The sequence below is a fragment of the Rhodococcus sp. ACT016 genome (assembly GCF_050477185.1).
Lineage (GTDB): Bacteria > Actinomycetota > Actinomycetes > Mycobacteriales > Mycobacteriaceae > Prescottella.
Genome location: NZ_JBEAET010000001.1, coordinates 4,082,566 through 4,109,336, shown reverse-complemented (window position 1 = coordinate 4,109,336; position 26,771 = coordinate 4,082,566). Strand labels below are relative to the sequence as shown.

At 69.1% G+C, this 26,771-nt stretch carries 29 protein-coding genes; 15 read left to right on the top strand and 14 right to left on the bottom strand.

What is annotated here, in order from left to right; all coding sequences use genetic code 11:
* Positions 1 to 60: 60 nt before the first annotated feature.
* The 5 genes from ACQ5DX_RS18965 to ACQ5DX_RS18945 all read left to right on the top strand — a co-directional run bounded on the left by ACQ5DX_RS18965 (position 61) and on the right by ACQ5DX_RS18945 (position 4,537).
* Positions 61 to 1,017, top strand: coding sequence for an ABC transporter ATP-binding protein (locus tag ACQ5DX_RS18965; protein ID WP_430334033.1), 957 nt, complete (start codon positions 61 to 63; stop codon positions 1,015 to 1,017).
* Positions 1,014 to 1,766 (top strand): ABC transporter permease, encoded by a 753-nt coding sequence (locus ACQ5DX_RS18960; RefSeq protein WP_430334032.1) that lies wholly within the window; start codon positions 1,014 to 1,016, stop codon positions 1,764 to 1,766. The genes ACQ5DX_RS18965 and ACQ5DX_RS18960 overlap by 4 nt, the downstream gene beginning before the upstream one ends.
* A 121-nt stretch (positions 1,767 to 1,887) precedes the next feature.
* Complete coding sequence (locus ACQ5DX_RS18955; protein WP_430334031.1) at positions 1,888 to 3,345, top strand: M20/M25/M40 family metallo-hydrolase; 1,458 nt, start codon at positions 1,888 to 1,890, stop codon at positions 3,343 to 3,345.
* A gap of 64 nt (positions 3,346 to 3,409) precedes the next feature.
* Positions 3,410 to 4,279: an adenylate/guanylate cyclase domain-containing protein gene (locus tag ACQ5DX_RS18950; RefSeq protein ID WP_430334030.1), complete on the top strand. Its 870-nt coding sequence runs from the start codon at positions 3,410 to 3,412 to the stop codon at positions 4,277 to 4,279.
* A 72-nt stretch (positions 4,280 to 4,351) separates the two neighbouring features.
* Positions 4,352 to 4,537, top strand: a complete 186-nt coding sequence (locus tag ACQ5DX_RS18945; RefSeq protein ID WP_430334029.1) for a hypothetical protein — start codon at positions 4,352 to 4,354, stop codon at positions 4,535 to 4,537.
* Here the strand turns inward: ACQ5DX_RS18945 and thiD are convergent, their stop codons facing one another.
* The 3 genes from thiD to ACQ5DX_RS18930 form a co-directional block, all read right to left on the bottom strand.
* Positions 4,538 to 5,389 (bottom strand): bifunctional hydroxymethylpyrimidine kinase/phosphomethylpyrimidine kinase, encoded by an 852-nt coding sequence (thiD, locus tag ACQ5DX_RS18940; protein ID WP_430334028.1) that lies wholly within the window; start codon positions 5,387 to 5,389, stop codon positions 4,538 to 4,540.
* A 159-nt stretch (positions 5,390 to 5,548) separates the two neighbouring features.
* On the bottom strand, positions 5,549 to 6,424 hold the full coding sequence (locus tag ACQ5DX_RS18935; protein ID WP_430334027.1) for a hypothetical protein: 876 nt from the start codon (positions 6,422 to 6,424) through the stop codon (positions 5,549 to 5,551).
* 218 nt (positions 6,425 to 6,642) lie between these two features.
* Positions 6,643 to 7,542, bottom strand: a complete 900-nt coding sequence (locus tag ACQ5DX_RS18930; RefSeq protein WP_430334026.1) for a hypothetical protein — start codon at positions 7,540 to 7,542, stop codon at positions 6,643 to 6,645.
* Positions 7,543 to 7,969: 427 nt separating this feature from the next.
* Here ACQ5DX_RS18930 and ACQ5DX_RS18925 point away from each other — a divergent pair, with 427 nt between their 5' ends.
* Positions 7,970 to 8,353 carry a GNAT family N-acetyltransferase gene (locus tag ACQ5DX_RS18925; protein WP_430334025.1) on the top strand — a complete coding sequence of 128 codons (384 nt, stop codon included), beginning with the start codon at positions 7,970 to 7,972 and terminating at the stop codon, positions 8,351 to 8,353.
* A 92-nt stretch (positions 8,354 to 8,445) separates the two neighbouring features.
* Entirely contained in the window at positions 8,446 to 8,790 is a 345-nt protein-coding gene (locus ACQ5DX_RS18920) for a GNAT family N-acetyltransferase (protein ID WP_430334024.1), read from the top strand.
* Here the strand turns inward: ACQ5DX_RS18920 and ACQ5DX_RS18915 are convergent, their stop codons facing one another.
* From ACQ5DX_RS18915 to ACQ5DX_RS18905, 3 genes are read right to left on the bottom strand one after another with little or no spacing between them, the layout of a single operon-like run.
* A complete protein-coding gene (locus ACQ5DX_RS18915) occupies positions 8,791 to 9,591 on the bottom strand; it encodes an exodeoxyribonuclease III (RefSeq protein ID WP_430334023.1) in 801 nt (266 codons plus the stop codon). It lies immediately after the preceding gene.
* 14 nt (positions 9,592 to 9,605) lie between these two features.
* Complete coding sequence (locus tag ACQ5DX_RS18910; RefSeq protein WP_430334022.1) at positions 9,606 to 9,848, bottom strand: GNAT family acetyltransferase; 243 nt, start codon at positions 9,846 to 9,848, stop codon at positions 9,606 to 9,608.
* Positions 9,849 to 9,859: 11 nt separating this feature from the next.
* Positions 9,860 to 10,465 carry a peptide deformylase gene (locus tag ACQ5DX_RS18905; RefSeq protein WP_430334021.1) on the bottom strand — a complete coding sequence of 202 codons (606 nt, stop codon included), beginning with the start codon at positions 10,463 to 10,465 and terminating at the stop codon, positions 9,860 to 9,862.
* Between the two features lie 227 nt (positions 10,466 to 10,692).
* Here ACQ5DX_RS18905 and ACQ5DX_RS18900 point away from each other — a divergent pair, with 227 nt between their 5' ends.
* The 6 genes from ACQ5DX_RS18900 (at position 10,693) to ACQ5DX_RS18875 (ending at position 15,277) form a co-directional block, all read left to right on the top strand.
* Positions 10,693 to 11,019 (top strand): DUF3263 domain-containing protein, encoded by a 327-nt coding sequence (locus ACQ5DX_RS18900; RefSeq protein WP_430334020.1) that lies wholly within the window; start codon positions 10,693 to 10,695, stop codon positions 11,017 to 11,019.
* Positions 11,020 to 11,103: 84 nt separating this feature from the next.
* Positions 11,104 to 11,682 carry a LytR C-terminal domain-containing protein gene (locus ACQ5DX_RS18895; RefSeq protein WP_430334019.1) on the top strand — a complete coding sequence of 193 codons (579 nt, stop codon included), beginning with the start codon at positions 11,104 to 11,106 and terminating at the stop codon, positions 11,680 to 11,682.
* 62 nt (positions 11,683 to 11,744) lie between these two features.
* On the top strand, positions 11,745 to 12,452 hold the full coding sequence (gene sodC, locus ACQ5DX_RS18890; RefSeq protein WP_430334018.1) for a superoxide dismutase[Cu-Zn]: 708 nt from the start codon (positions 11,745 to 11,747) through the stop codon (positions 12,450 to 12,452).
* Between the two features lie 103 nt (positions 12,453 to 12,555).
* Complete coding sequence (locus tag ACQ5DX_RS18885) at positions 12,556 to 13,674, top strand: glutamate--cysteine ligase (RefSeq protein ID WP_430334017.1); 1,119 nt, start codon at positions 12,556 to 12,558, stop codon at positions 13,672 to 13,674.
* A 24-nt stretch (positions 13,675 to 13,698) separates the two neighbouring features.
* Entirely contained in the window at positions 13,699 to 15,027 is a 1,329-nt protein-coding gene (locus ACQ5DX_RS18880; protein WP_430334016.1) for a DUF5933 domain-containing protein, read from the top strand.
* A 67-nt stretch (positions 15,028 to 15,094) separates the two neighbouring features.
* A complete protein-coding gene (locus tag ACQ5DX_RS18875) occupies positions 15,095 to 15,277 on the top strand; it encodes a hypothetical protein (RefSeq protein WP_430334015.1) in 183 nt (60 codons plus the stop codon).
* Between the two features lie 18 nt (positions 15,278 to 15,295).
* Here ACQ5DX_RS18875 and mnhG read toward each other — a convergent pair whose 3' ends face one another.
* Genes mnhG through ACQ5DX_RS18845 form a run of 6 tightly spaced genes read right to left on the bottom strand, consistent with a single transcriptional unit; the run spans position 15,296 to position 21,443 of the window.
* On the bottom strand, positions 15,296 to 15,634 hold the full coding sequence (gene mnhG / locus ACQ5DX_RS18870) for a monovalent cation/H(+) antiporter subunit G (protein WP_430334014.1): 339 nt from the start codon (positions 15,632 to 15,634) through the stop codon (positions 15,296 to 15,298).
* Positions 15,631 to 15,891, bottom strand: a complete 261-nt coding sequence (locus ACQ5DX_RS18865) for a monovalent cation/H+ antiporter complex subunit F (protein ID WP_430334013.1) — start codon at positions 15,889 to 15,891, stop codon at positions 15,631 to 15,633. The genes mnhG and ACQ5DX_RS18865 overlap by 4 nt, the downstream gene beginning before the upstream one ends.
* Positions 15,888 to 16,460 (bottom strand): Na+/H+ antiporter subunit E, encoded by a 573-nt coding sequence (locus ACQ5DX_RS18860; RefSeq protein WP_430334012.1) that lies wholly within the window; start codon positions 16,458 to 16,460, stop codon positions 15,888 to 15,890. The genes ACQ5DX_RS18865 and ACQ5DX_RS18860 overlap by 4 nt, the downstream gene beginning before the upstream one ends.
* The gene (locus tag ACQ5DX_RS18855) at positions 16,457 to 18,058 is read right to left on the bottom strand and encodes a Na+/H+ antiporter subunit D (protein ID WP_430334011.1); all 1,602 of its coding nucleotides are present in this window, start codon (positions 18,056 to 18,058) and stop codon (positions 16,457 to 16,459) included. Before ACQ5DX_RS18855 ends, ACQ5DX_RS18860 begins: the two co-directional genes overlap by 4 nt.
* Positions 18,055 to 18,612 (bottom strand): Na(+)/H(+) antiporter subunit C, encoded by a 558-nt coding sequence (locus ACQ5DX_RS18850; RefSeq protein ID WP_430334010.1) that lies wholly within the window; start codon positions 18,610 to 18,612, stop codon positions 18,055 to 18,057. Before ACQ5DX_RS18850 ends, ACQ5DX_RS18855 begins: the two co-directional genes overlap by 4 nt.
* The gene (locus ACQ5DX_RS18845; protein ID WP_430334009.1) at positions 18,612 to 21,443 is read right to left on the bottom strand and encodes a Na+/H+ antiporter subunit A; all 2,832 of its coding nucleotides are present in this window, start codon (positions 21,441 to 21,443) and stop codon (positions 18,612 to 18,614) included. The genes ACQ5DX_RS18850 and ACQ5DX_RS18845 overlap by 1 nt, the downstream gene beginning before the upstream one ends.
* 199 nt (positions 21,444 to 21,642) lie before the next feature.
* Here ACQ5DX_RS18845 and ACQ5DX_RS18840 point away from each other — a divergent pair, with 199 nt between their 5' ends.
* The gene (locus ACQ5DX_RS18840) at positions 21,643 to 22,065 is read left to right on the top strand and encodes an NUDIX hydrolase (RefSeq protein ID WP_430334008.1); all 423 of its coding nucleotides are present in this window, start codon (positions 21,643 to 21,645) and stop codon (positions 22,063 to 22,065) included.
* Positions 22,066 to 22,111: 46 nt separating this feature from the next.
* On the opposite strand, the gene ACQ5DX_RS18835 is transcribed toward ACQ5DX_RS18840, so the two are convergent.
* Both ACQ5DX_RS18835 and ACQ5DX_RS18830 read right to left on the bottom strand, forming a co-directional pair.
* Positions 22,112 to 23,425, bottom strand: coding sequence for a hypothetical protein (locus ACQ5DX_RS18835; RefSeq protein WP_430334007.1), 1,314 nt, complete (start codon positions 23,423 to 23,425; stop codon positions 22,112 to 22,114).
* Positions 23,426 to 23,446: 21 nt separating this feature from the next.
* Complete coding sequence (locus ACQ5DX_RS18830) at positions 23,447 to 25,624, bottom strand: AAA family ATPase (protein ID WP_430334006.1); 2,178 nt, start codon at positions 25,622 to 25,624, stop codon at positions 23,447 to 23,449.
* Between the two features lie 236 nt (positions 25,625 to 25,860).
* On the opposite strand from ACQ5DX_RS18830, the gene ACQ5DX_RS18825 reads away from it, so the two are divergent.
* Positions 25,861 to 26,739, top strand: a complete 879-nt coding sequence (locus ACQ5DX_RS18825; protein ID WP_430334005.1) for an endonuclease domain-containing protein — start codon at positions 25,861 to 25,863, stop codon at positions 26,737 to 26,739.
* Positions 26,740 to 26,771: the final 32 nt, after the last annotated feature.

Sequence of the window (26,771 nt, the reverse complement as noted above, 5' to 3'; positions counted from 1 at the left end):
ACTCGGTTGTAGACCCGAGACCGATGCGCAGGTAGGGACGTTTCGGGCAGAGTGGTCCTCATGATTGAAGTGAGGGGACTGACGAAGACCTACGGGTCGACGAGAGCGGTGGACGATCTCACGTTCTCCGTGAAGCCGGGTATCGTCACCGGCTTCCTCGGCCCGAATGGTGCCGGCAAGTCGACGACCATGCGGATGATCCTCGGCCTCGATGCGCCGACGTCGGGTACCGCACTGATCGAGGGTGTGCCGTATCACCAGCTGAAGCAGCCGCTGCGGACCGTCGGTGCGCTGCTCGACGCCAAGTGGGTGCACCCGAACCGGTCGGCCAAGGCGCACCTGCAGTGGATGGCGGCGGCCAACTCGCTGCCGATGTCGCGGGTGGACGAGGTGCTGCGTCTGGTCGGGCTGACCGAGGTCGCGGGCAAGAAGGCCGGCGGTTTCTCGTTGGGTATGTCGCAGCGGCTGGGTCTGGCGGGCGCGTTGCTGGGTGATCCGAAGGTGCTGTTGTTCGACGAGCCGGTCAACGGTCTCGATCCCGAGGGCATCGTGTGGATCCGCAAGTTCATGCAGTCGCTGGCGGCGGAGGGGCGCACGGTTCTGGTGTCGAGTCATCTGCTGTCGGAGATGTCGTTGACGGCGGAGCATCTCATCGTGATCGGTCGTGGCCGGTTGATCGCGGATACGAGTGTGAAGGACTTCGTCGATCGGGCGTCGGATTCGTCGGTGCGGGTGCGTAGTCCCCAGCTCGACGCGTTGCGGACGGTCCTGACCGGGCAGGGTTTCGCGGTTCGTGACGATGCGGGCGATGATCATCAGCAGGCGTTGGTGGTGTCGGGCGTGAGGACCGATGATGTCGGTGCGCTGGCGGGGGCGAACGGAATCGTGCTGCACGAGTTGTCGTCTCAGCGTGGTTCGCTCGAGGACGCGTTCATGAAGCTCACGGGCGACGACGTCCAGTATCACGCGCAGATCGGCGGGCAGGCCGGGCAGAACATGGGAGGTGCGCTCCGATGAGCGTGTTGAATGCAGAGCGCATCAAGCTGACGTCCACCAAGTCGCCGATGTGGTGCAGCCTCATCGCGGTGGTCGTGAGCATCGGTTTCGCCGCTATCATGGGCGCGGCATACAAGTCGTTGGTGTCGTCGGGCGACAACGCGATGGGCGAGTTCACGGTCGCCTACACCCAGGCCGGCGCCGCCCAGTTCGGCGCCATGCTGGTGATGATCATGTCGGCGCTGGCGGTGACCACCGAGTACCGGTTCGGCGTCATCCGCACCACGTTCCAGGCGATCCCGAATCGTTCCCAGGTGATCGGTGGCAAGGCGCTGTTGCTCGCCGGCATCGCGGCCGTTCTCGGTCTGGTCATCGCACTGGCGTCCTTCTTCGTGGCACAGGGGATTTCGGGGGAGTCGCTGTCGATCGGTGACGGCAGCAACGCGCGTGAACTGTTCGGCATCCCGATCTACTTCGCGCTGCTGGCGGTGCTCGCTGTCGGTGTGGGCACGCTGATCCGCCAGTCCGCGGGCGCGATCTCGCTGCTGCTGCTGTGGCCGCTGGTGATCGAGAGCCTCGCCACGATGATCCCCAAGGTGGGCAAATACATCGGCGAGTTCGGCCCGTTCAACAACGTGAACCACTTCCTCGGCAACAGCGGAGCCTTCGACTTCCGCTGGGGCCCGTGGGGTTCGCTGCTCTACTTCGCGGCGTTCGTCGCGATCGTGTTCGGCGCTGCTCTGTTCGCGGTGAACAAGCGCGACGCCTGACCGTAGACGACGCACACGAAACGCCCGGCCGGGATTTCCGGCCGGGCGTTTCGTCTCTGTTCGGTCCGGACAGCGATTCTCGTACTGCGGCTGGGGGTCCGTGATCGGTTAGGCTTCGGCCATGCGCAGGACGGTGGGGTTCGTCGCCGCGTTGGCCGGAGCGCTGGTGCTGTCGGGATGCAGCGATCCCGACGACCTCGGCCCGCCGGTGGACGGCCCTGGCCTGGCTGCGGCGATCGATGCCGACGCGGTGATCGGCGACCTCGAGCAGCTCGAGCGCATCGCGAACGACAACGACGGCACCCGTGCGGTCGGCACGCCCGGCTACGACGCCAGCGTCGACTACGTCGTCGATCAGCTCGAGCAGGCCGGATTCGACGTCGACACACCGGAATTCGACGTCGACCTCTTCCACGCGACGACGCAGACGCTGCAGGTGTCGGGGCGCGACGTGCCGGTGGCGGCCCTGACGTTCTCGCCGCCCACCCCGGCGGGTGGGCTGACTGCGAAGTTGGTGCCGGTGCCGCCGGACGACACCCCAGGCTGCGAGGCCACCGACTACGACGGTCTGGACGTGACCGGAGCGGTGGTTCTGGTCGATCGTGGTGCCTGCACGTTCACGCAGAAGCAGCAGGTGGCGGCCGAACACGGAGCCGCGGCCCTCCTCGTCGCGAACAACCAGGACGGGGACCCGACCGGCGGCACGTTGGGCAGCAAGGACGACGCCCGGATTCCCACCGGCTTCGTCGGCAAGGCCGACGGAGCAGCGCTGCGGCGGGGCGGTGACGTGACGCTCGTGCTCGCAACGACCGTCGAATCAGCCAAGTCCCGCAACGTGATTGCGCAGACGCGGACCGGAGCGTCGGACAACGTGGTGATGGTCGGCGCGCACCTGGACTCGGTGCCGGCGGGGCCGGGCGTCAACGACGACGGCTCGGGCGTCGGGACGCTGCTCGAGACGGCCCGGCAACTCGGGGTGCGGCCGAACGTCGCCAACGCGGTTCGGTTCGCGTTCTGGGGTGCCGAGGAGGTGGGGCTCGACGGCTCGCGCGCGTACGTGGACGGCCTCGACGATGCGGCCCGCGCCGACATTGCGATGTATCTGAACTTCGACATGGTCGGCTCGCACAACGCGGGGTACTTCGTCTACGACGGCGATGATTCGGACCGCGTCGGCGCGGGGCCCGGGCCGGAGGGCTCGGCGGGAATCGAGCGCACATTCGATGCGATCCTGTTGCAACTGGGGTTCACTCCGGACGGAACGGACTTCGACGGGCGTTCCGACTACGGCCCCTTCATTGCGGCGGGAATTCCGGCCGGCGGGTTGTTCACCGGCGCCGAAGACGTCAAAACACCAGTTCAGGCCGCTGGGTGGGGTGGGGAGGCAGGTGCGGCTTTCGATCCGAACTACCACACCGCCCAGGACACGCTGGCGAATGTGGACCGCGCGGCGCTGGCCTTGAACGCCGAGGCCATCGGCTACGGCATCGGGCATTACGCGCAATCGACGGATGGACCGAACGGGGTGCCGGCGGCAGGCGAGGCTCGGACGACGGCCCGCTCCGGCGCCCCCAAGTAGACGTCGCCAGCGACGTCACGCGGCACTTCTGCGAGATGCCGCACCCGCGATTACTCTTGCCGACGTGAGTGACGACCCGCGGGGCGACGGCGCCACACCGGAACTGCCTTCGGCGGATTCCGGCGCCGCCAGTGGGCACGCCAAGGTCGCAGGATCGGTCGCGAAGTGGATGCGTGACGCGGACCAGCAGCCGCAGCTCGTGGACGCGGTCCGGCGTATCCGCCGGGCGCTGCCGGGGGACCCGGCGTTCGGTGACCCGCTGTCGACCGCCGGCCCCGGCGGGGCGCGGGCCGCGGCGCGGATGATCGACACCGGTTCGGGTGCCTCCCGCGAGGTGAGCATGGCGGCGTTGCAGGTATTGCAGGCAGTCTTCGAGAAAGCCTGGGGGACGCCCGCGAACGGCGAGGTCACGATCGTCTTCACCGATCTGGTGGGCTTCTCGAGCTGGTCGCTGCAGGTGGGCGACGGCCCGACCCTCGGATTGCTGCGGGAGGTCGCGGCAACGGTCGAGCCGCCGATGATCGAACGCGGCGGGCAGGTGGTCAAGCGGCTCGGCGACGGGTTGATGGTGGTGTTCGACCATCCCGACAAGGCCGTCGAGGCGGTGTTCGCGGCACGTACGGCGCTCGCGACCCTCGACCACGACGGCTACCGCCCCCGCATGCGCGTCGGCCTGCACACCGGGGCGCCGCAGCCCGTCGGGGCGGACTGGTTCGGTGTCGACGTCAACGTCGCCGCACGGATGATGGAGCTCGGTGGCAACGGCCACGTCGTGATGTCCGGCAACACGCACGACGCGATCGGCGTCGAACGACTCGCGGAGCTGGGGCTGGCCGCCAAACGGTACCGGCGGGGACTGCTGGCGGCCCCGCAGCGCGGGGTCCCGGAGGACTTGCGGATCTACTTCCTGCGCCCGGCGCCGCCACCCCGATGACGTCCCAGCGGACCATTCCGGCGAGTTCGGGAAGCGGTTGCCGCCCTGCGGTCCGGCGCGCACACTGAGGACGTGGCCCAGTCCGAGCATCCACAACGCACCCCCTTCTACGGGGTGCTGATGATCATCGCGGCGCTGGCGGCGGCGACTGCGGTGAGCTACTACGGGCCCACCTGGTTCCGCGTCGCCGTCTACATCGTCGCGGTGCCGGTGGTGGCCGTCGGTTTCGTCATGACGCTGCGCGACTATTCGCGCTGATCAGGCGTTCTTCGGATCCAGTCGCCACAGCGGCGAAACCGGGCCGTGCCCGGCGCCGAGGTCGTACGACGCCTCGAGGCACTTGGTGACCCACTCCTTGCCGAACGCAACCGCGTCGGGCATCGCGTATCCGTTGGCGAGCGCGCATGCGACCGCCGCGGCCAGGGTGTCGCCGCCGCCGTGATCGTTGCCGGTGTCGATCCGCGGGCTGGTGAACTCGTGGAAGGTGTCGCCGTCGAACAGCAGGTCGGTGCTCGACGTCGATGAGCGCAGGTGCCCGCCCTTGACCAACGACCACTGCGCGCCCAGTGCATGCAGGGCCTCGGCGGCGCGGCGGGCGCTGGCGTCGTCGACCACCTCGATGCCGGTGATGAGGCGCACCTCGTCGAGGTTCGGTGTCACGAGCGAGGCGATGGGGATGAGCGTGTTGCGGACAGCGTCGAGCGCCTCGGCGTGCAGCAGCGGATCGCCGTGCATGGACGCGCACACCGGGTCCACCACCAGCGGGATGGAGCCGTCGCGGCCGATGCCTACCTCGGTGCACACCTGCGCGACGGCCTCGATGATCGCGGTGGACGCGAGCATGCCGGTCTTGGCGGCGGAGACGCCGATGTCCTCGACCACGCAGCGCACCTGCGCGGCCACCGTCTCGGGCGGGATCTCGTGAAATCCGCTGACGCCCACCGAGTTCTGCACCGTCACTGCGGCGACCGCGACGCACGCGTGTACCCCACACATCGCCATGGTGCGCGAATCGGCCTGGATGCCGGCGCCGCCGCCGGAGTCGGTGCCGGCGATGGTGAGGGCGCGGATCGGGGTCTGACCGGTCGGCGTCAGGGGCAGGTAGTTCACGGCCTCGAGCCTACCCATGCGACCGGGTGCGCCGGACGGTGGTGCGAGGCGTGCGTACCGGACTTGGGTGCGGGGGCACGTGAAACGCGACTCGTCCCGGTACCGGAGGGATACCGGCACCGGGACGAGGTCAACGGTGGATCAGGGGATGCGGGTGTATCAGAGCTCGGCCAGCTCCCAGCCCGCGACGTTGTAGACGGCGCTGGTGGTGGACAGAGAATTACCGGCGCCCGCGGAGGGCAGGCCCGCCCGCAGGTTGACGGCCCAGTTCAGGGATCCGAGCGGTCCGCAGCCGGTGGCACCGGGGACGGCGAAGTCGGTTGCGGTGTGGGGTGCCTGGGGCCAGACGCCGCCGGGCACATCGGGTCCGTTGGTCGAGATCCATTCGGCCGGCCCGGCGCTGTCCACGAGTGCGAGGGACAGATTGATGGGTGTGGCGGCGGAGCCGATGTAGCAGTTGTCGCCCAGGAGTGGATTGGAGAGCTTGAGCCGCACCGGAAGCTGCACGGCGAGGTTGTAGGGATCGACGTCGGGCAGGGCGACGGCCTCCACGGTCGCCTGGATGGCGGTAGGGCCGAAGTTCTCCGCCGAGGCGGCGCCGAATGCGCCGCCGGGAACGGTGATCGGGTTGGCGTACACACCGAACTTGCCGTCGTCGGCTGCGGGGACGAAGACTTGCTCGCCTGTCACGCCACCGGCGATCATCAGGCTGCCGTCGGGGACTGCGACGTCGAGGTTGCCGATGCTCATGTTGCCGTCCCGGATGATCACCGTCATACAGGTACCGCCGATCGCGTCGTCGTAGACCAGATCGAGCTGACAGGTGTCCCAGTTCTGGAACTCGAACGGCGTGCCGGGTGCGGCCGAGGAGCCGCTGCTGCCGGACGAGCCGCTGCTGTCTTCGGAGCTGGACAGGCTGCCACTGCTGCCGGAGCTGCCTTCGGCGGAGCCGGCCGCGTTCGCGACGCCGCCGCCGACCAGGACCAGCGCAGTGACGGCGGCCAGGACGGTGGAGCGGGTGGTGTTCTTTCGCATGGAATACTCCCTACTGATTCTCTTGTCCGCCATCTTGTTTCGAATGGTCTCGGACTGGCATTCGCGAGATGGTTTCCGTCGGAGTCGATATCGGGCGCGCACACCGGATGGAATCGGGCTCGACCGCACAGCATCGGGGTGAGTCGAGTTGTGGGCGGCCAAGTTTCGGATCGGGCCATGGGGTACGTCGATCCGGGGTTCGAGGGTGTCGAGCGTATCTACTGGTTCTGCTGGCTCTGGTAGACCAACCAGGGACTGGCGGTGTACATGTCCACCGTCGTCGTCAGCGAATTGCCGGTTGCTGCGGGGAGTCCGGCGCGGAGGTTGGCCGCCCAGTCAAGGGAGCCGAGGGGGCCGCAGCCCGTGGCGCCGGGGACGGCGAAGTCGGTGGCCGTGGCCGTGTAATTGGAGAAGTGGGTGCCGACCTCGCCGGACGGGATGGGGCCGGCCCCGTCACCCGTAGTCGGGTCGACCTTCAGGTCGAGGGCGACGGGATTCTGGCTGGTGCCGATGTAGCAGTTGTCGCCGAGTATCGGATTGGCGAGCTTGATCCGGATGGGCAGCTTGACTGACATGTTGTCGGGGCTCGGGAGGTCGAACGTCGGTGTACCGACCTGTTCGACGGACGCGACGATGCGGGTGAGTCCGAAGTCCTCGGCCGAGCCGACACCCAGTGCCCCGCCGGGCACCTGGATCGGATTGGCGTAGACGCCGCCGTTCTTGGGGAAGAAGTCCCAGCTCATCGGGGGTCCGAAGTCGATGCGATTGCCGCCGGCGATCATCATGCTGTCCGGGTCCAGGTCGACGGTGAGGTTGCCCAGCTTCATGGTGCCGGTCTTGACGATCACGGTCTGGCATCCGCCGGGTGTGGGAACGGGCTCGCCGGTCTCGGGATCCTTGTTCAGCAGGTCATCCAGCGGGCAAATGTCCCAACCGGTGAAGGCGAACGGCTCCTGCGGTCCCGGTGCCGACGAACCGGTCGACGAGCCGGTGCTGCCCGAACTGCCTGAGCTGCCGCTACTGGCGAGGCTGCCTTCGGCGGTGGCGACACCGCTGCAGACAAGAGCGAGGGCTGCCGTCGCGGCGAGGACGGATGAGCGGGTTATGGATTTGCGCATGTACTTTCCCCTACGGATCGTCAACTCGTTCAGGTGGATTCGCGCGAAGGTGGCTGTGCCGTCCCGAGCTGTTCTGTGGCGGTGCGGGCATCGCGCGGCGGGTTCCGACGCGCGGTGACGCTGCATTGTCGGGGTGAGTCGGCTGCCACGACCGTGTCGGCTCGAAGCTGCCGGGGTTCCCCGTCCGGGGTCCGAAAGTCCGTTCTGGCTGTGTGTGTGTGTACGGATCGTTACACATATGTTCCTACCGGGTGACCGGTTTTTGAAAGATCGGTTGTTCGAGTTCCTGGTGCGAAAGGTGCGCTGCCGCGAACCGTCCCGTCGCCGCGTTCGCTCGCGGCGGAAATTGAATCCAGAGCATTCGGTCAAATGCCTGACAGGTGGCCTGGGCGCCTGTACTAATAGTGGCGTGGATCACATTGATGTCATGAGAGCGTCCCGAGGAGGTGTCGTGTTCGCCGATTCGCCCCGTGCCGACGTGACCGACAACGCCGACCAGAACCGCTTCGAGCTGTGGCTCAACGGGGACCTGGTGGGGATCGTCGGCTACTACGACACCTCGCCGGTCCGGCGTCGTGGCGCGGGGAAGTCCACGCCGGTCGTCTCCTTCATGCACACCGTCGTCGTCGAGGACTTCGGCCATCGCGGTCTCGCCGCCGTCTTGGTGCGTCGCGCGCTCGACCGGGCCCGCGACTACGGCTGGAAGGTCCGGCCCGTCTGCACCTACGTCCAGCGATTCGTCGAGGCCAACCCGGAGTACCTCGACCTGATGGCGCCGCTCGACGCGGCCGACGTCATTTCGCTGAACTGAACGGCGCAACGGCCACAGTCAGGTCAAAGATCGGCATCGAACCGCCCCACCAGTCCCGAATCGGACCCGGTGCCGGCGGTTCGACCGGTTTCATGGGAAACGTGAACACCGAAGCCCCACGCACCTCGGGCTCGGTCGATGCGCCGGTCCGCATCGTCGACAGCCCGCCCCACGAGCGTTACGAACTATGGGTACGCGGCGAACTGGTCGGCATCGTCGGCTACTGCCGTGACAGCGCCGGGCCCGCCGGTGAGGTCCTGACACTGCTGCACACCGTGGTCCGCGAGGATCGCGGCGGCCGCGGCTGGGCCGCGGTGCTGGTTCGTGAAGTGCTCGAGCGGGCCCGTCGCGAAGGAACCCGGATCCGTCCGGTGTGCACCTACGTCAAGCGTTTTCTCGGTGTGCACACCGAGTACCTGGACTTGCTGGCGGACTGATCAGGCCAGATCGACGACGACCGGTGCGTGGTCGCTCGCGCCCTTGCCCTTGCGCTCATCCCGGTCGATGTGTGCGCCGGTGACCCGCGACGCGAACGCCGGCGAACCCAACACGTAGTCGATGCGCATGCCCTGCTTCTTCGGGAACCGCAGCTGCGTGTAGTCCCAGTAGGTGTAGACGCCCGGGCCGGGCGCGTGCGGGCGCACCACGTCGGCGAACCCGGCCTCGGCGAACGCGTCGAACGCGTCCCGCTCCGGCTGCGACGTGTGCGTCTTGCCCTCGAAGAACGCCGGATCCCACACGTCCTCGTCGGTGGGCGCCACATTCCAGTCGCCCACCAGCGCGATCTGCGCGTCCGGGTTGCCCGCCAGCCATCCCTCGGCGTCGGCGCGCAGCTTGGCCAGCCACTCGAGCTTGTAGACGTAGTGCGGGTCGGTCAGCTCACGGCCGTTGGGCACGTACAGGCTCCACACCCGCACCCCGCCGACCGTCGCGCCGATCGCGCGGGCCTCCTGCTTGGCCTCCGCCGCCGGGTCCTTGTCGAACCCGGGCTGATCCGCGAACCCGATCTGCACGTCCTCGAGCCCGATGCGCGACGCGATCGCGACACCGTTCCACTGGCTCAGGCCGACGTGAGCCACCTCGTAGCCGGCCTCGGTGAACCGCTCGTACGGGAACTGCTCGTCCTTGCACTTGGTTTCCTGCATCGCCAACACATCGGTGTCGGTGCGGGCCAGCCAGTCCACGATCCGGTCGGTTCGGGCACGGACCGAGTTCACATTCCACGTCGCGAGTCGCACACCGCCGAGGGTAGTCAGCCGCCCCGACAGTCGTCGGACCCGGTCCCGGCCCGGCGCACCGGCTTCGGTCCCAGAGCCTTGAGTCGGACGACGTCGGCGCGATCGACCTCGACGACCCGGTCGTCGGCGGTGCGGACCACCACCGTCGGCTCGAGCTGCTCGAGCGTGCCGATCACATCGGTGAGCGGGTGCGAGCTACCGGGTGGCAGGCGATACCGCACCACCACCCGGCCACCGAGGATCGGCTCCGTCGGCATCGTTCCCCGGCTCAGTCCTCGTCGTCCTCGTCGTCGTGACCGAACGGGTCGTCGACCGTGCCCGGCGTCCAGCTCAGGCCCGGCACACCCCAGCCCTCGCGCTTGATCGTCTTCTTCGCGGCACGCGCGTTGCGGCCGATCAGGACGTCGACGTAGAGGAAGCCGTCGAGGTGGCCCGTCTCGTGCTGCAGCATGCGCGCGAAGAAACCGTGGCCCTCGATCTCGACCGGGTTGCCGTCCTCGTCCGTGCCGGTGACCTTCGCCCAGTCGGCACGGCCGGTCGGGAACTGCTCACCGGGCACCGACAGGCAGCCCTCGACGTCATCGTCCGGATCCGGCATGGTCTCCGGGATCTCCGACGTCTCGAGCACCGGGTTGACCACGCAGCCGCGCCGGCGGACCGACTTGCCCTTGTCGTCGAGGTCGGGGCAGTCGTAGACGAACAGGCGCTTCGCGACACCCACCTGGTTCGCGGCCAGCCCGACGCCGTTCGCGGCGTCCATCGTCTCGTACATGTCGCGGATCAGGTCGGCGAGTTCGGCCGGTGACTCGGTCACCTGCTTGGTCGGCTCGTGCAGTACCGGGTCGCCGACGATCCGGATCGGAAGAATTGCCATGGTCACCAAGGATAATGGGCGCGAGATTCGCGGCGCGCCCCGCCGGAACCCGGTCGTCGCGGCCCTGATCGTGATTCAATGACCAGGAAGAACATCGGTGTAATTCGTACTCGGTCCCGAGCGATGTCTCAGCGTCCGAGTACGGTGCTCGGCCTGATCCCGTCGGGTCCCCAGGCACGAAGGTTTCGCTGAGGTCGAGCGGGATCGAGAGATCATCGAGGAGTGAGATGGACGGCGCAGCAGCGCGGAACCAATCCGAACACAGCGACGACGCGTCGGGAAACGACGTCGGAGACGACGGTCTGACCCGCCGCGAACACGACATTCTCTCCTTCGAGCGGCAGTGGTGGAAGTACGCGGGTGCCAAGGAAGAGGCCATCAAGGAGCTCTTTGCCATGTCGGCCACCCGCTACTACCAGGTGCTGAACGCCCTCGTCGACCGTCCCGAGGCACTGGCCGCCGACCCCATGCTGGTCAAGCGGCTGCGTCGCCTGCGGGCCAGCCGGCAGAAGGCCCGCGCCGCGCGCCGACTCGGGTTCGAGATCTCCACCTAGATCGCTTCCTCAGCCGTCACCCAACACCCGGCCGTCGTCACCTCGTTACCGGAAGCACCCGACGCGCCGATTAAGGTCGGACAAGTGACCACCCCGAACCCCGAGTCGTCAGGCCCCCCGCTGCGCGCGATCGCGATGGTGCTGATCGCCCTCGCGATCCTCTTCGCCGGATTGGGCGCGGCGTCGCTGGGCGGCTCGGATTCCAGCGAATCGGCGCCCGTCGCGGCCACCACGTCCGCGACGACCGCTGCGGCCACCACCACATCCGCCGCCGCGCAGGCCGCCCGGACCACCACCTCCGCGGCTTCCGCGGCCACGACCACCACCCCGACCGTCACGCCGACGACGACCGCCACGGTCCCGGCGGCGCCCTCGGGCCCGGTCGACAAGACGGTGCCGGTGCGGGTGTTCAACAACAGCACCGTGTCGGGGCTCGCCGCGCAGACCGCGGACGACCTGACCTCCAAGGGCTGGAACGTCTCCGAAACCGGTAACTACAGCTACGGGCTGATCCAGACGACTACCGTCTACTACGGCAACACCGCCGCCGAGAAGCAGGCTGCACAGGCCATCGCGGCGGAGCTGGGTGTGCCCGCCGAACCTCGTTTCACCGGTATCGCCAGCGCCTCGCCGGGCGTGATCGTGATCGTCACCTCCAATTAGGTGCGCGGGACCTCATCGTTATGATCATCCGCAGATTTCAACCACCTCGAAGGAGCGGTTCGATGGCCTCGCAATTCACCCGTCGCAAGTCCTGGCGCGTCGTGACCCCGTTGGTCGCGATCGCCGCGCTGGGCCTCACCGCGTGCTCCAACAGCGAAGAGTCGAGCACCGAGCCCGGAACCACCCCGCCGGTGTGGACCGGTAGCGCCGCCCCCGGTGGTACACACGCCGAGGGCGGCTCCGAGCACGTCACCACCACCACTGCGGACAGCGTCTCGGTCCAGCTCAAGGACCCGAAGGGGACCCAGGTCGGCACCGCCTCCCTCACCGAGACCGGCGGCTACGTCCAGATCACGGTCGACGCGCAGGGCCTGACCCCCGGCTTCCACGGTCTGCACATCCACTCCGTCGGCAAGTGCGAGCCCAACTCGGTCGCCCCGACCGGCGGTGAGCCCGGCAACTTCCTCTCCGCCGGCGGCCACTATCAGGTCGAGGGCCACACCGGCCACCCGTCCAGCGGCGACCTCACCTCGCTCGAGGTGCGCGAGGACGGCAAGGCCTACCTCGTCACCACCACCGACGCCTTCACCCTCGCCGACCTGAAGAACGGCGGCAAGGGCACCGCGCTGATGATCCACGCGGGCTCGGACAACTTCGCCAACATCCCCAACCGCTACACGCTGCCCGACAACGCGCCGGTGCCGGACCAGCAGACGCTGACCACCGGTGACGCCGGCGGCCGCGTCGCCTGCGGTGTCATCAACGGCTGACGACAACAGACGTAGTCGCCGAAACGGCGGGGCCTCTCGGCCCCGCCGTTTCGCGTTCTCCGGCGACCTGCGGGCATCGGGACGCTGTGGTTGGATCGGATTCGTGGGAGTCCCGTTCGCCGGTTCACCGCGTCCGACCCTCGGGGTGGAATGGGAGATCGCGCTGGTCGACAGGACCACCCGCGATCTGTCGAACACTGCCGCGGCCGTGTTCGACGCGGTCGGCGAACTGGCCGACGAACCCCGGGTCACCAAGGAGTTGCTGCGCAACACCGTCGAGTTCGTCACCGGGATCTGCGACAACGTCGGTGAGGCCATCGACGACCTCTCCGAGACGATGGCACTGGTGCGTCGGGCCGCCGACCCGCTCGGCGTCGACCTCATGTGCGCCGGAACCCACCCGTTCGCGCGGTGGTCCACCCAGTTGCTCACCCGAACCCCGCACTACGACGAGCTGATCGAACGCACCCAGTGGTGGGGGCGGCAGATGCTCATCTGGGGTGTGCACGTGCACGTCGGGGTCTCCGCGAAGGAGAAGGTGTTCCCGATCCTGAACTCGCTTCTGCTGAAATATCCGCACCTGCTCGCACTTTCGGCGTCGTCGCCGATGTGGGCCGGCGTCGACACCGGCTACGCGAGCAATCGTGCGCTGATGTTCCAGCAGTTGCCTACCGCCGGGCTGCCGTTCCAGTTCGAGAACTGGGCCCAGTTCGAGAGCTACGTCCACGACCAGCTCACGACCGGCGTCATCGAGACCCTCGGCGGCCTCCACTGGGACATCCGCCCGGCGCCGCGCTGGGGCACCATCGAGGTGCGCGTGTGCGACGGCGTCTCCACCCGGACCGAACTCAGTGCCCTCGTCGCGCTCATCCACTGCCTCGTCGTCGACCTCGACACCCGGCTCGAGGCGGGGGAGACGCTGCCGTCCATGCCGCCGTGGCACGTGCAGGAGAACAAGTGGCGCGCAGCCCGATACGGGCTCGACGCCGAGGTGATCCTGGGGGCCGACAACAGCGAACGCCTCGTCACCGACGACCTCGACGACCTGCTCGAGAAGCTCACCCCCACCGCCGCGCGACTCGGCTGCGTCGACGAACTCGCCCGCGTCGCCGACATCCCGCGACGCGGGGCGTCGTACCAACGCCAGCGCAAGGTCGCCGCGTCCACCGGCGGGGACGTGCGTGCGGTCGTCAGCTCGCTCGTCGACGAACTAGACACGTAAGCCAGGATTCACTCGCCGTTTACTATGGACGGCGTGTTGGTGGACGGTGGCGCGCGTACGGAGCCGGTGCGGCTCACCGATCGAACCCGAAATGTACTGCTCGGGAGTGGCGTCGCCGCCGTTGTTCTCGTTCTCACCGGGCTGCAGATCTTCGCGTCCTCACGCGGTTTCCAGGGACCGCTGACGAGCCTCCTCGACGACTTCGTAGGCACCCCGAAGTCGGCATCCGTGCCGTGGGCCGGGCTCGCGCTCGCCATGGTGGGGCTCACCAACCGGCAGCGCGTCATCGCGCTGTCCAGTGCCACCGGGATCGACGTCGTCGTCGCCGCGATCCGCTACCTCGCCGGTGGGCCCCTGACCGTCGGCAACGGCGCCGTGATCGTGCTGACCTCGATCGGCGTGTATGCCGGCGTGAAATGGCAAGGCGAGCAGCGGCGCAGCGCACTGATGGGCGTCGGGCTCGGGGCGCTGCTGATCGTCGCCACCAAGTTCGGCGACGTGTGGTTGCAGATCACCGTCATCGCCCGGCCCATGGTCCTCGACCAGTACGTCCAGCTCGCCGACCACGCCCTCGGCAACCCGTCGTGGGTGATGGGGAACGTCGTCGACGCGCTCGGCTCCGTCGGCTACGGCGTCCTGCACTGGGTGTACATCGAGTTGCCGGTCGCCGCGATCGTGGTCGCGCTCTACCAGCTGCGCAAGGGCTGGCCGTCGCACCACCTGGTGCGCACCTTCCTGCTGATCGGGCTGATCGGGCCGATCTTCTACATCCTGTTCCCGGTGGTCGGGCCGATCTTCGCCTTCGGCGCCGACGGCAACGGCTTCCAGGTCGGTGACTTCTGGCCCGACGCCGTGCCGTTCGACCTGACGCCGTCGGCGATGCCGTTCGACGACGCCACGCCCCGCAACTGCATGCCCAGCCTGCACACCGCGTGGTCGCTGGCGCTGTTCCTCCACTCCCGGCGCGGACCGTGGTGGCTGCGTTGGGGCGGCGCGTTCTGGTTCGTGTGCACCCTGTCCGCGACGCTCGGCTTCGGCTACCACTACGGCGTCGACCTGATCGCCGGCGTCGTGCTGACGCTGACCCTGGAGTCGGCGCTGCGCGCCCCCGAGCGCGGCTGGGGCCTGTTCCGGGTCCGGCTCGTCGCGGGTGGTGCCGTCCTGCTGGCCGCGCTGCTGCTGAGCTACCGCTACCTCGCCGTGCAGATCGCCGAGTACCCCATCGTGGCGACCCCGCTGCTGCTTGGCCTGCCGGCGCTGCTCGCCTACGGGTACTGGCGGACGTTCTACCGCACGGCCATCCCGAGCGAGGCACAGACCACGGTGGGGAGTGGCGCGCCCGGCGGCGACTAGCGGCGCTCGTATCGCCGCGGGCCTGCACGCAGTGCTGCGATTGCCACCCGGCACCGAGGCGTCGACAGTGGCGGCCGCTGCTCGACAGGGCATCGCACTCGACGGTCTCGCGGACTTCCGCCATCGCGATGCCGCGCCGGCGTTCGACGGACTGGTCGTCGGCTACGCCGCCCCGTCGGACCACACGTTCGCCGCTGCGCTCGCCGCGCTGTGCCGGATCCTGCCGCCCGACTCGGGCCGCGATCGGTGAACAGCGTGCGCTCACCGATCAGCGGAACGTGCCCGGGTCCTCGTCGTGGTTCATCATCAGCCCGTCGCGTCCCCGCTGCTCGCGGTAGGCGACCCGGCCGACGCTGTGCGCGATGACCGGCGCGGTCAGCAGCGTGAACAGGCCGATCAGCACCAGCATCCAGATGTCGACGTTGCCGTGCAGCCGGATCACCGCACCGACGAGCACCAGGACCAGGCCGACGACCTGCGGCTTGGTGGCGGCGTGCATGCGGGAGAGCGTGTCGGGGAAGCGGACGATGCCGATCGCCGCGGTCAGCGCGAGCAGCGAGCCGGTGAGGATGCAGATCGCGGCCAGGACGTCGAGGAAGGTGTTCACGAGTCGTCACTCACCCGGAATCGGGCCACGCTCACGGAGCCGACGAAGCCGACCAGGGCGAGCGCGACGATGGCGGGCACGATCGTGGTGTCGCCGCTGTAGGCGGCCCACACCGACAGCCCGCAGATCGCCGTCGCGACGAGGGTGTCCATCGCGACCAGGCGGTCGAGGCTGCCCGGGCCGGCCAGCAGCCGGTAGGTGGTGAGCAGCGCCGCCGCCACCAGCATCGCTCCGGCGATGATCATCACGGCCGTCATGCTGGATCCTCTCTGCCCTCTTCGTGGTATTCGTAATCGCGCAGGTGCCACGGCGCCGGCTGCCAGTCCGAATCACGCTCGAACGACGCGATGAACAGGCGCTCGAGCTGACGCACCGAGCGGTAGAACTGGTCCACCGCCTTGGTGGTGCCGACGTCGAGGACGTGGACGTACACCGCGCGTCGGGCCTGGTCCACCTCGAGCACCATGGTGCCGGGGATCAGGTTGAGGACGTCGATGCACAGCGTGAGCACCAGGTCCGACTTGATGCCGAGCTTGCAGCGCAGCACCCCGGTGACCGGGGGCGGTCCCGGACGAACCGCGAGCCGCGCGACCTGCACACTCGACTGCGCGGCGTAGAAGATGATCATCCAGACCAGCTTGACCATCGACAGCAGGTGCACCCGGCCCTCGACCGGCACCCGCGGCAGCGGCAGCAGCCACATGATGAGCGCGCCCACGATGAGGCCGCCGACCAGGTTCGCGATGCTGAACGTGCCCCACAACAGGATCCACACCAGCGCCAGCCACGCGAGGACGCCGACGCGCAGTACGCGTTCGCGGGTCATCGGCCACCTCCCTCGCCCAGGACGGCCGTGATGTAGACGTCCCGATTCTGCAGGTCCTGCGCGGCCCGGTCAGTGATCCCGATGATCTGGCCCGCGAAGACCGTCAGCGCCAGGCCGACGCCGACCAGGCCGATCGTCGGCAGCAGCATGAACACCGGCATGCGGCCCACGTCCTCGCGGTCGACGAAGGCGATGTCCTCCTCGGACTCGTCGATCAGCGCGGACGGGCTCACGTCCGCGAGGTCGCCCTCGGGGGCGTCGGCGCGGGCCCGCCAGAACGCCTTGGTCCAGACACGCGCCACCACGTACAGCGTCAGCAGGCTGGTGACGGTGCCGCCGGCGACGAGGATCCACGACAGCGCGCTCGGGTGCGCGACACCGGCCTGCAACAGCGCGATCTTGCCGATGAAGCCCGAGAACGGCGGGATGCCGCCGAGGTTGAGCGCCGGCACCAGGAACACGATCGCGAGCAGCGGGCTGGCCGCCGCGAGACCGCCGAGGCGGCGCAGCGACGACGACCCGGCCTGCCGCTCGATCAGTCCCACCACCAGGAACAGCGTCGTCTGCACGATGATGTGGTGCGCCACGTAGTAGACGGCGCCGGACAGGCCCGACTGCGTCGACAGCGCCACACCGAAGATCATGTAGCCGATGTGGCTGACCAGCGTGAACGAGAGCAGACGTTTGATGTCGCTCTGGGCGATCGCACCGAGGATGCCGACGATCATCGTCAGCAGGCCGCACACCATCAGGACGTTGTCGAGCTCACCCTGCGGGAACAGCAGCGTGTGCGCGCGGATGATCGCGTACACACCGACCTTGGTGAGCAGGCCCGCGAACACCGCGGTGACCGGGGCCGGGGCCGTCGGATAGGAGTCGGGCAGCCACGTCGACAGCGGGAACACCGCGGCCTTGATGCCGAACGCCACCAGCAGCACACCGAAGATCGCCATGCGGGTGCCGACCGGGACGTCGTCGAACCGGAGCGCCATCTGCGCGAGGTTGAGCGTGCCGGTCGCGGCGTAGGCGAACGCGATGCCGCACAGGAAGATCAGCGACGACACCATCGACACCATGACGTACGAGACGCCGGCGCGGACCCGGTCGGCGCTCGCCCCCAGCGTCAGCAGCACGAAGCTCGCGGCCAGCAACACCTCGAACCCGACGTACAGGTTGAACAGGTCGCCCGCGAGGAACGCGTTGCACACGCCGGCGGTCAGCGCCAGGTAGGTGGGCAGGAAGATCGACACCGGTTGGTGTTCCTGGCCGTCGCGGATGCCCTGACCGATCGAATAGATCATGACGGCGAGCAGCACGATCGACGACACCAGCAGCATCACCGCCGACAAGCGGTCGACGACGAGCGTGATGCCGATCGGGGTGTCCCAGCCGCCCACCTGGATCGCGGTGGTGCCGTGCCGGTCCGCGAGGTACAACAGAGTCGCCGACACCGCCGTGACGGCGACGAGTGCGACGACGGTGATCCACCGCTGGGCGGTGGGCCGACGGCCGACGAACAGGGTGACCGCCGCGGCGATCATCGGGATCAGCACCGGCAGCGGGGCGAGGGTACCGATCAGTTCGGGGGAGAGCGTCATCGCTTACCTCCCGGTGCTTCGGTCTCCAACTCGCCGTCTCCCTCGTGTAGTTCCTCGTAGGACTGGTAGTCCTCGGGGTCCTCGAGGAGATCGACGGGGATCGGGTTGCCCGCCGCGTCGAACGCGTCGCCGCTCTTGGACGGCGCGCCGGTGAGCGGGTCGTCGGACCGGTCGCGGTCCGGCGCCTCGGCCGGGCTGCGGCGCTTGGACACCTTGGTGTCCTCGGTGTCGTCCTCGACCCGGTCGGCGGTGGTGATCTTGTAGGAGCGGTAGGCGAGGGCCAGCACGAACGCGGCGATGCCCATCGTGATGACGATCGCGGTCAGGATCATCGCCTGTGCCAGCGGGTCGGCGATCTCCTCGTGTACCGATTCGCGGCCCACGATCGGCGGGTTGCCGGCGCGTCCACCCACGGTGAGGATCAGCAGGTTGACGGCGTTGCCGATGAGCAGCAGGCCCAACAGCATCCGCGTGATACTGCGTTCGATCAGCAGGTACACACCCGCCGCGGACAGCACACCGATGAGGATCAGGGATGCGAGGTCGGCGCTCATCAGGCGTTCACCTCCTCCTGTGCGTCGAGTCGAGCCCCGAGACTGCGGAGCACATCGAGCACGAGGCCAACCACGATCAGGTACACCCCCAGGTCGAAGAAGAGTGCGGTGACGAGCTTGATGTGTCCGAGGAGCGGCAGCGTCACCTCGAACACCGCAGACGACAGCGGCGGGGCTCCCAGGAACAGTGACGTCACGGCGGTGCCCGCCGCGAGCAGCAGACCAACGCCGAGGATCTTGCCGGCGTCGATCGGGACGGTCTCGCCGAGTTCGTAGCGTCCACCGGCGAGGTACCGCAGCACCAGCGCTAGACCCGCCGTCAGACCGCCCGCGAAACCGCCACCGGGCGCGTTGTGGCCGGAGAAGAAGAAGTACACCGACAGCACCATCATCGTCGGGAAGATCAGTCGCGTGGTCACCTCGAGCACCAGCGACCGATGCCGCGGGTCGATGAGGTCGCCGCCGCGCAGCCACGTCGTCTCCGTGCTCGACGCCGCCTCCAGCACGACGGCCGGGGCGTCGGCCACGCGCGGGGCGGTCCCGAACCGGCGGTGCCGGAAGACCAGGCTGGCGACGCCGGTGGCCGCGACCAGCAGCACCGAGATCTCGCCGAGCGTGTCCCACGCGCGGATGTCGACGAGCAGGACGTTCACGATGTTGCGGCCGTTGCCGAGCGTGTACGCGGCCTCCGGTAGCTGGTGGTAGATCGGCGCCGACGAGCGGGCGTTCATCGCGTACGCGGCCAGCGTGGTGACCGCGGCGCCGACACCGACCGCGAGGATCGCGCGCGGCAACTTGAACCCGATGGACTGACGCTCGTCGACCTCGGCGGGGAGCTTCCGCAGCACCAGCACGAAGATCACCAACGTGAGGGTCTCGACGAGGAACTGGGTGAGGGCCAGGTCGGGGGCGCCGTGAAGGGCGAAGATGACGCCGCAGCCGTAGCCGCTGAGCCCGACCAGGATCACCGCGGCCAGGCGGTTGCGCAGCACCGTCGCGGCCAGCGCCGCCGCGATCATCATCAGCCCGACGGTGAACTGCAGCGGCGACTCCCACAGCCGGATCTCGGCCCACACGTCGGTGCGCAGTGCCAGCAGGATCACCGGCAGCAGCACCAGCGTCGCGAGGATCGTCGACTGCGTCAGCGGCAGCGATCCGCGCTGGGTGAAACCGGTCAGTCGCATCGACAGCGTGTCCATCGCGCGCAGCGTGGCGTCGTAGGCGCGGTCAGCGTTGCCGAGCGGCGGGGTCTGGAAACGCAGGCGCTGGACCGCCCAGCGGTGCGCGACGAACAGCAGCGTGCCCGCGCCGACGATCAGGCCGGTGAGCAGCAGTGGAGTGTTGATCCCGTGCCACAGCGCCAGCTGGTAGTCGGCGTGCGGGCCGGCGGGCAACGTCGTCGAGTACGGCGTGAGCAGCTTCTCGAGCTGCGGTGACAGCGGGCCGGCGACCAGGCCCGCGACCGCGAGCACCGCGGGCGGCGCCAGGAACAGTGCGCTCGGGGCGTGCATGCCTTCGACCGCCGCGCTCGGGGTGCGCTGCCGCTTGCGACCGAACGCGCCCCACACGAACCGGATGCTGTAGGCGACGGTGAGCACCGAGCCCAGCGCGATGGCCGCGACGACCGTCGTCCGCTGCCACGGCTCGAGCATGTTCGCATCGAGAATCGCCTCGAGCGCGGCCTCCTTGCCGACGAACCCGAGGAACGGCGGCAGACCCGCCATCGACGCGGCGGCGAGCGCGGCGATCGTGGCCAGCCACGGTGCGCTGGCGCCGAGGCGCGCGAGCTTGCGGATGTCGCGGGTGCCGGTGCAGTGGTCGATGATGCCGACCACCATGAACAGCGCGGCTTTGAACAGCGCGTGCGCGACGACCATCGTCATGCCGGCCAGGGCGGCGTCGCGGGAGCCGACCCCGACCAGCACCATCAGGAAGCCGAGCTGGCTGACGGTGCCGAACGCGAGCACCAGCTTGAGGTCGAACGAGCGCAGCGCCCGCCAGCCCGCGAGCAGCATCGACGCCAGGCCCAGCGTGATGATGGTGACCCGCCACGGTGGGGAGTCGGCGAAGCCGGGCGCCATCCGCGCGACGAGGTAGATGCCGGCCTTGACCATCGCCGCCGCGTGCAGGTAGCCGCTGACCGGGGTGGGGGCGGCCATCGCGCCGGGCAGCCAGAAGTGCAGCGGCACGATCGCCGACTTCGACAGCGCGCCGATCAGCACCAGCACGATCGCGACGCTCGCGAGCCAACCGGTCGGAGGGTTCGCGACCACGTCGGACAGGTTGTAGCTGCCCACCTGCTGGCCCAGCATGATGATGCCGACCAGCATCGCCAGGCCGCCGGCGGTGGTCACCAGCAGCGCCTGCGTGGCGGCGCGGCGGCTGGTCGCGCGCTCGGCATAGTGGCCCACGAGCAGGAACGACAGGATCGTCGTCAGTTCCCAGAACGTGTAGAGGATGATCATGTTGTCGCTGGTCACGAGGCCGAACATGGCGCCCGCGAACGCGACCATCTCGGCGGCGAAGATGCCGAGGCGGGGTTCGTCGTCGGTGAAGTACCGCGCGCAGTAGACCAGGATCAGCGTGCCCACGCCCAGGACCAGCACCGACATGATCGCGGCCAGCGAATCGAACCGCATGTCGATGTCCATCGACAGGCCGGGCGCCCACTGGATGTGCAGTTCCCGCTCGGTGCCCCAGTTCGCGATCACCCAGCCGAGGCTCGCGAGCGGCACGAGTGCGAGCGGGTAGAACGCATTGCGCCCTATTGATCGCACGACGAGCGGAGCCAGAACGGCGGCTATCGCGTGAGCGATCAATATGACAAGCAAATGGCACTCCGTCGGTTGGTCGGGCGGCGGGGTGACGAAACGGCGTGAACCGAGAGTCGGAGTAGACCCTTCGCTTAGCTAGCAAAGTGGACTACGAGGTACATCTTACTGAGTGGGGCGAACCCGACTTCAATCGGTGCAAAGCGGACATTTGTGGCTGGGTCTGCAGCGGCATCGGGGCGGGGGTACGTTTCGACGGGTGTCCGACGAGAAGCCCATCGTGATCCGCACCGCCGCCCTCGCCCACATCCGTGACCGTCGGATGCTGCAGGCCCGGTCCGCCGGCAAGACCGCGTTCTACATGGCGGGCGGCAAGATCGACCCAGGTGAGACCGCCGAGCAGGCGTTGCACCGGGAGATCCGCGAGGAACTCGACACCGACATCGCACCCGGCAGCCTCCGCGAACTCGGCGTCTTCGAGGCGCCGGCCTTCGGGCACCGGCCCGGCACCCGCCTGCACATGACGTGCTACCTCGCCGACCTCGTCGACGAGCCGCAGGCCACCAGCGAGGTCGCCGAAATCCGCTACTTCACCGAGGCCGAGTACGCCGCCATGCCCGAGACCGCCCCCGGCTCGCGGCTGGTCTTCGCAAGGTTGCGAGAGTTGGATCTCGTCGACTGACGCGCGCAGATTCGTCACCCGCGCGCGCAATCGTGCCCGCGGGGCGTCAATCCGCGCGCGGCGCGGACGCGTGGGGCCGCAGACCGCGGATCGCGAGCGCGCAGAACACCACCACCAGCAGCAGTGCGATGCCGGCGCCGCGGTCGAAGGTGACGGGGCTGTCGAACGAGGCCTTGGCCGTCAGCGGGGCGTACGGCAGCGGCTCGTACGACCCGCTGTAGGTGATGAATGTGGTCGTGACGCTGACCAATGCGGTGAACACCATCGACAACAACGGCACGACGAGTCCCAGCGCGGCGAGCGCGCCGCTGTCGGGCAGAGTGGAGCCGAGGGCGAGCCCGATGCCGACCCCGAGCGCTGCGAGTTGCACGAGCAGAAGTGTGCGACTGTCTCCTGAGGTCGGATCGATCGCGATCCACAGCGGGATGACGGTCAGCGCAGCGATGCCGACCACGGGCGACGGTCGTCGCGATGCCACCGCGGCCCCCGCCGCGACGGCGGCGACGCCGACGGTGACCAGAATCCACGGCTCGAGTCGCGGGTGCTGCTGGGCGAGCAGCGTCCTCACGGGAGCAGCGGATGCGGCCACCGCCGTCGCGGCGAGCAGGAACGGCGCATCCAGGCGCCGGGCCCAGAACTCGGTGAGCGCGACGACGAGGACGAGGCACAGCCCGATGACGATCCACAGCCGGAACCGTGACCCGCTCTGACCGTCGATCCACGCTCCGAGCAGGCGGTGCGCGACGGCGAGCGTGAGCACGGCCGCGATCACCTCGCGGACGATCCCGGCGTCGGCGCGTGCAGGTTCGCCCGTGTCGATCACCGCACACACTGCCGCGAGGACGATCGCAGGAATCAGCACCCACCAGAACGGCTCGCCGAGCGCCGAGGTGCTGGGTGTCCAGCCGGAGTGCGCGGTGTGCGCGACGACGAACGTCGACGCGACCGCGCCGACGAGCACGAGCCTGGGGAGCGGGCGGGACCACGCCGCCGCGACGGCCGCACCCAGCAGCACTCCGCCGGCCACGCACTTGGCGTAGTACAGCAGCGTCAGCTGGTCGAGATCGCTCACACCCGACACCGTCAGGCGGGCCGCGATCAGGACGGCCGTCGCGACCACTGCCGTGATCCACGCGGGCCGAGCCGACGCACCGCGCTGGAGCGCCGCGTACGCGAGTACCGCGAGGACACAGCCGACGGCGACCCCGGTCGGCAGGGTGGCGTTCCAGTCGTCCAGCTGGCGCTCGGATGCGCTGAACAGCGGTCCCCACTGGGGGCGGCTGGTGAGCACGAACGTTCCCAGCACGCCCGCGAACAGGGTGGCGACAGCCGACAGGGACAAGCGGACGTTCGGGGTCATCGGCCCGACGTTACCTGCCGCTCACCGGTTTTCGGCGTACGCCTTCAGGTGTGCCACCTGGTCGGGGTCGAGCGACGGCCGGACCTTCTCCCGGGCCGCGGCGACGTCGTCGGCGGTCACGTCGGCCGCGTCGACGCTGCGCCGCATCGCTGCGAGCGCCGCCTCCCGCAGCACGGCCGAGCAGTCGGCGGCCGAGTAGCCGTCGAGGTCCTCGGCGAGGGCAGCGATGTCCACGTCCTCGGCGAGCGGCACCGACCTGCCCGACGTCCGCAGGATCTCCTTGCGCGCGTCCGCGTCCGGTGGCGGCACGAACACCAGGCGCTCGAGGCGTCCGGGGCGCAGCAGCGCGGGGTCGATCAGGTCGGGCCGGTTGGTGGCGCCGAGCACGACGACGTCGCGCAGCGGTTCGACGCCGTCGAGTTCGGTGAGCAGTGCGGCCACGACGCGGTCGGAGACACCGGAGTCGGAGCTCTGACCGCGGCGCGGCGCGAGGGCGTCCACCTCGTCGAGGAAGATGAGCGACGGTGCCGAGTCGCGGGCGCGCTGGAACAACTCGCGCACCGCCTTCTCGGACGCGCCCACCCACTTGTCCATCAGTTCGGCGCCCTTGACGGCATGCACGCTGAGCTGTCCCGAACTGGCCAGTGCGCGAACGAGATACGTCTTGCCGCAGCCGGGCGGCCCGTACAGCAGCACGCCGCGTGGGGGATCGACGCCGAGGCGTGCGAACGAATCCGGGTGCTGCAGCGGCCACAGCACCGCCTCGGTGAGGGCCTGTTTGGTCTCGACCATGTCGCCGACGTCGTCGAGGGTGACGCTGCCGATCGCGAGTTCCTCGGTGCCCGAGCGGGACAGCGGCCGGATCACGTGAAGGGCACCCACCAGGTCCTCCTGGGTGAGCCGCGGCTCCGACTTGGCGCTGCTCGCGCGGGATGCGGCCCGCAGCGCGGCCTCCCGGCACAGCGCCGCCAGGTCTGCGACGACGAATCCGGGGGTGCGCGAGGCGATCTCGGGCAGGTTGAGGTCGGCGGTGGGAACCTTGCGCAGCAGCAGTTCGAGCAGTTGGCGGCGCCCGGCGCCGTCGGGCAGCGACAGCGCCAGCTCGCGGTCGCACAGGTCCGGGCCGCGCAGGCGGTCGTCTAGTCCCTCCGGGTGGGCGGTGGTCGCGACGAACGCCACCGATTCGCTTTCCACCGCGCGGCGCAACTGGTCGAGGATCAGCGTCGAGACCGGTTCGCGGACCGCGGGCAGCAGCGCGTCGATGTCGGTGACGAGCAGCACCCCGCCGCTGCGGACGGCGTCCACTGCCGCAGTGACCTGTTCGAGCCGCGACTGTGCCTCGGACGCACCGACACCCGGACCGTCGACCTCGACCACCCGGCGCTTCGCGAGGACCGAGCGTGCCAGCGTCGACTTGCCGACGCCGGCCGGTCCGGTGATCAAGGCGCCGAGATGTGGTGAGGCGCCGAGCTTCTGCAGCAGTTCGGGCTCGTCGAGGGCCAGCGTCAGCCACTCGGAGAGCTTCGCGGCCTGCGCTTGCGCGCCGACGAGGTCCTCGACCGGGACCGCATCGGCGGTGCGTGGCTCGGTGATCGTCGGAGGTGCGGTGGCGGTCGGAGCGGGAAGCTCCTGGGCGACACCGGATCCCCAGCCCGCGGCGGAGTTCGGCTGCACGCTCACCGGTCCGCCGGACGGGTCGACGCCGGTGACGGTCAGCAGTTCGGACGTCCATGTGACCCCGAACGTCCTCGACAGGGTCTGCGCGGTGGGCGCCGTGCTGGTGCCCGGCCCCAGGTCTCGCGGCAGCAGCGACACCGCGTCGCCCACGGTGAGGACTTTCCCGAGCAGCGCCTGCCGCAGCGTCGCGTCCGAGATGGACTGCTGCGCCATCGCCGACCCGCTCACCGTGACTGCCCGTGCGCCGTACACGGTGACGGGCGCGACCACCACCGTCGCGTCCTCGCGCAGGCCCGCGTTGGAGAGCGTGACGTCGTCGAGCAGGGCCGTGCCGGTGGGGGTGCCGACCGGGGCGAGACCCGCGACCGCGGCGGTCCGACGGGCCCCGATCAGTGCGATCGCGTCCCACTCGCGCAACCCGAGCGCCGTGAGTACTTCGGGATGCAGGCGCACGACGCCGCGTCGGGCGTCCGCGGCGGACGTGTTGAGCCGGACCGTGAGCGTCAGTTCGGGTGTGGTCACGCGGTCCAGCCTAGTGAAGGCGCCCACGGCTCCTCCGGTCCCGCGTTGTGCGCACTTCTCGCGCATCCGCCTCCTCCTCGCCCGCGTTTTGTGCACTTGTCGCGCCGAACTCCGCCTGAATTTCGCGACAAGTGCGCAAAACGCGAGGGGAGGGGCTGTGGAAAACGCCCACGGCTGTGGATAACTCGGTGCTCAGACGGTTCCAGGGTCGGGGCGGTGAGGCACCGTGACGGGGCATGAGGAGGAAGAGACCGGAGCTACCGGAAGTGTTCGTCGGACGCGATGCGGTGCGGGAGGGAGCACTCACCGCATCGGACCTGCGCGGCCCGCGCGTCCGTCGGCTGTTCCGCGGTGTGTACTGCCCGGCCGGCGTTCGTGTCGACCACGAATTGCGGTGCAGAGCGGCCGCGCTCACCGGTGAGGGAGCGCTGGTGCTCACCGGCAGGTCGGCGGCGGTGGTGCGGGGCGTCGAGTTGGCGTCGGCGTCGGACACGGTCGACGTGATCGCGTTGCCCGGCTGTCGGGTGAACCGACGTCCGGGGCTGAATGTCTGGCGGGTCGCGATCGAAACCGGCGACCACGAGCCGTGGGGGAACATCCCGATCGCGCGCCCCGAACGGATGACGTTCGACGTGCTGTCGACGGGGCCGCTGATCAGAGCGGTGGCCGATGTTGACCGCATCCTGCGCGCGAAGTTGACGACCGAGGCGCGCATGACGGCGTACCTCGAGGGTCGTCACGACCACGGCATCGTGCGTGCGCGCGAGGCGTTGGCGCTCGCCGATCCGCGTGCGGAGTCGCCGCCGGAGTCCGAATTACGAGTGCGCATGCACGATGCCGGATTGCACCCCGAGCTGCAACTGCACATCTACGCGGGCGGAACGTTCGTCGCCCGTGTCGACTTCGGGTTCGAGGAGGAGCGGCTGGTCGTCGAGTACGACGGGGACTGGCATGGGAAGACGTCGGCGCTGGCACGGGACCGTCGTCGGCAGAACGACCTCCGGAAGGCCGGCTGGACGATCCACTTCGTCACCAAGGACATGATGGTGAATCCGGATGCCGTGATCGACGAGATCCACGGCGCCCTGCTGCGTTCGCGACGCCGACGTCTCTGACCCGGTCGCAACAAGTGCGCCAAACACGGAAA

What these genes read in the sequence shown, in the direction of transcription:
- ACQ5DX_RS18925 (WP_430334025.1), top strand. Translation starts at nt 7,970, where the DNA reads ATGAGAGCGTCCCGAGGAGGTGTCGTGTTCGCCGATTCGCCCCGTGCC.
- ACQ5DX_RS18880 (WP_430334016.1), top strand. Translation starts at nt 13,699, where the DNA reads ATGGACGGCGTGTTGGTGGACGGTGGCGCGCGTACGGAGCCGGTGCGG.
- ACQ5DX_RS18920 (WP_430334024.1), top strand. Translation starts at nt 8,446, where the DNA reads ATGGGAAACGTGAACACCGAAGCCCCACGCACCTCGGGCTCGGTCGAT.
- ACQ5DX_RS18860 (WP_430334012.1), bottom strand. Translation starts at nt 16,460, where the DNA reads ATGACCCGCGAACGCGTACTGCGCGTCGGCGTCCTCGCGTGGCTGGCG.
- ACQ5DX_RS18855 (WP_430334011.1), bottom strand. Translation starts at nt 18,058, where the DNA reads ATGACGCTCTCCCCCGAACTGATCGGTACCCTCGCCCCGCTGCCGGTG.
- ACQ5DX_RS18930 (WP_430334026.1), bottom strand. Translation starts at nt 7,542, where the DNA reads ATGCGCAAATCCATAACCCGCTCATCCGTCCTCGCCGCGACGGCAGCC.
- ACQ5DX_RS18835 (WP_430334007.1), bottom strand. Translation starts at nt 23,425, where the DNA reads ATGACCCCGAACGTCCGCTTGTCCCTGTCGGCTGTCGCCACCCTGTTC.
- ACQ5DX_RS18865 (WP_430334013.1), bottom strand. Translation starts at nt 15,891, where the DNA reads ATGACGGCCGTGATGATCATCGCCGGAGCGATGCTGGTGGCGGCGGCG.
- ACQ5DX_RS18955 (WP_430334031.1), top strand. Translation starts at nt 1,888, where the DNA reads ATGCGCAGGACGGTGGGGTTCGTCGCCGCGTTGGCCGGAGCGCTGGTG.
- sodC (WP_430334018.1), top strand. Translation starts at nt 11,745, where the DNA reads ATGGCCTCGCAATTCACCCGTCGCAAGTCCTGGCGCGTCGTGACCCCG.
- ACQ5DX_RS18850 (WP_430334010.1), bottom strand. Translation starts at nt 18,612, where the DNA reads ATGAGCGCCGACCTCGCATCCCTGATCCTCATCGGTGTGCTGTCCGCG.
- ACQ5DX_RS18900 (WP_430334020.1), top strand. Translation starts at nt 10,693, where the DNA reads ATGGACGGCGCAGCAGCGCGGAACCAATCCGAACACAGCGACGACGCG.
- ACQ5DX_RS18935 (WP_430334027.1), bottom strand. Translation starts at nt 6,424, where the DNA reads ATGCGAAAGAACACCACCCGCTCCACCGTCCTGGCCGCCGTCACTGCG.
- ACQ5DX_RS18825 (WP_430334005.1), top strand. Translation starts at nt 25,861, where the DNA reads ATGAGGAGGAAGAGACCGGAGCTACCGGAAGTGTTCGTCGGACGCGAT.
- ACQ5DX_RS18910 (WP_430334022.1), bottom strand. Translation starts at nt 9,848, where the DNA reads ATGCCGACGGAGCCGATCCTCGGTGGCCGGGTGGTGGTGCGGTATCGC.
- ACQ5DX_RS18960 (WP_430334032.1), top strand. Translation starts at nt 1,014, where the DNA reads ATGAGCGTGTTGAATGCAGAGCGCATCAAGCTGACGTCCACCAAGTCG.
- ACQ5DX_RS18905 (WP_430334021.1), bottom strand. Translation starts at nt 10,465, where the DNA reads ATGGCAATTCTTCCGATCCGGATCGTCGGCGACCCGGTACTGCACGAG.
- ACQ5DX_RS18965 (WP_430334033.1), top strand. Translation starts at nt 61, where the DNA reads ATGATTGAAGTGAGGGGACTGACGAAGACCTACGGGTCGACGAGAGCG.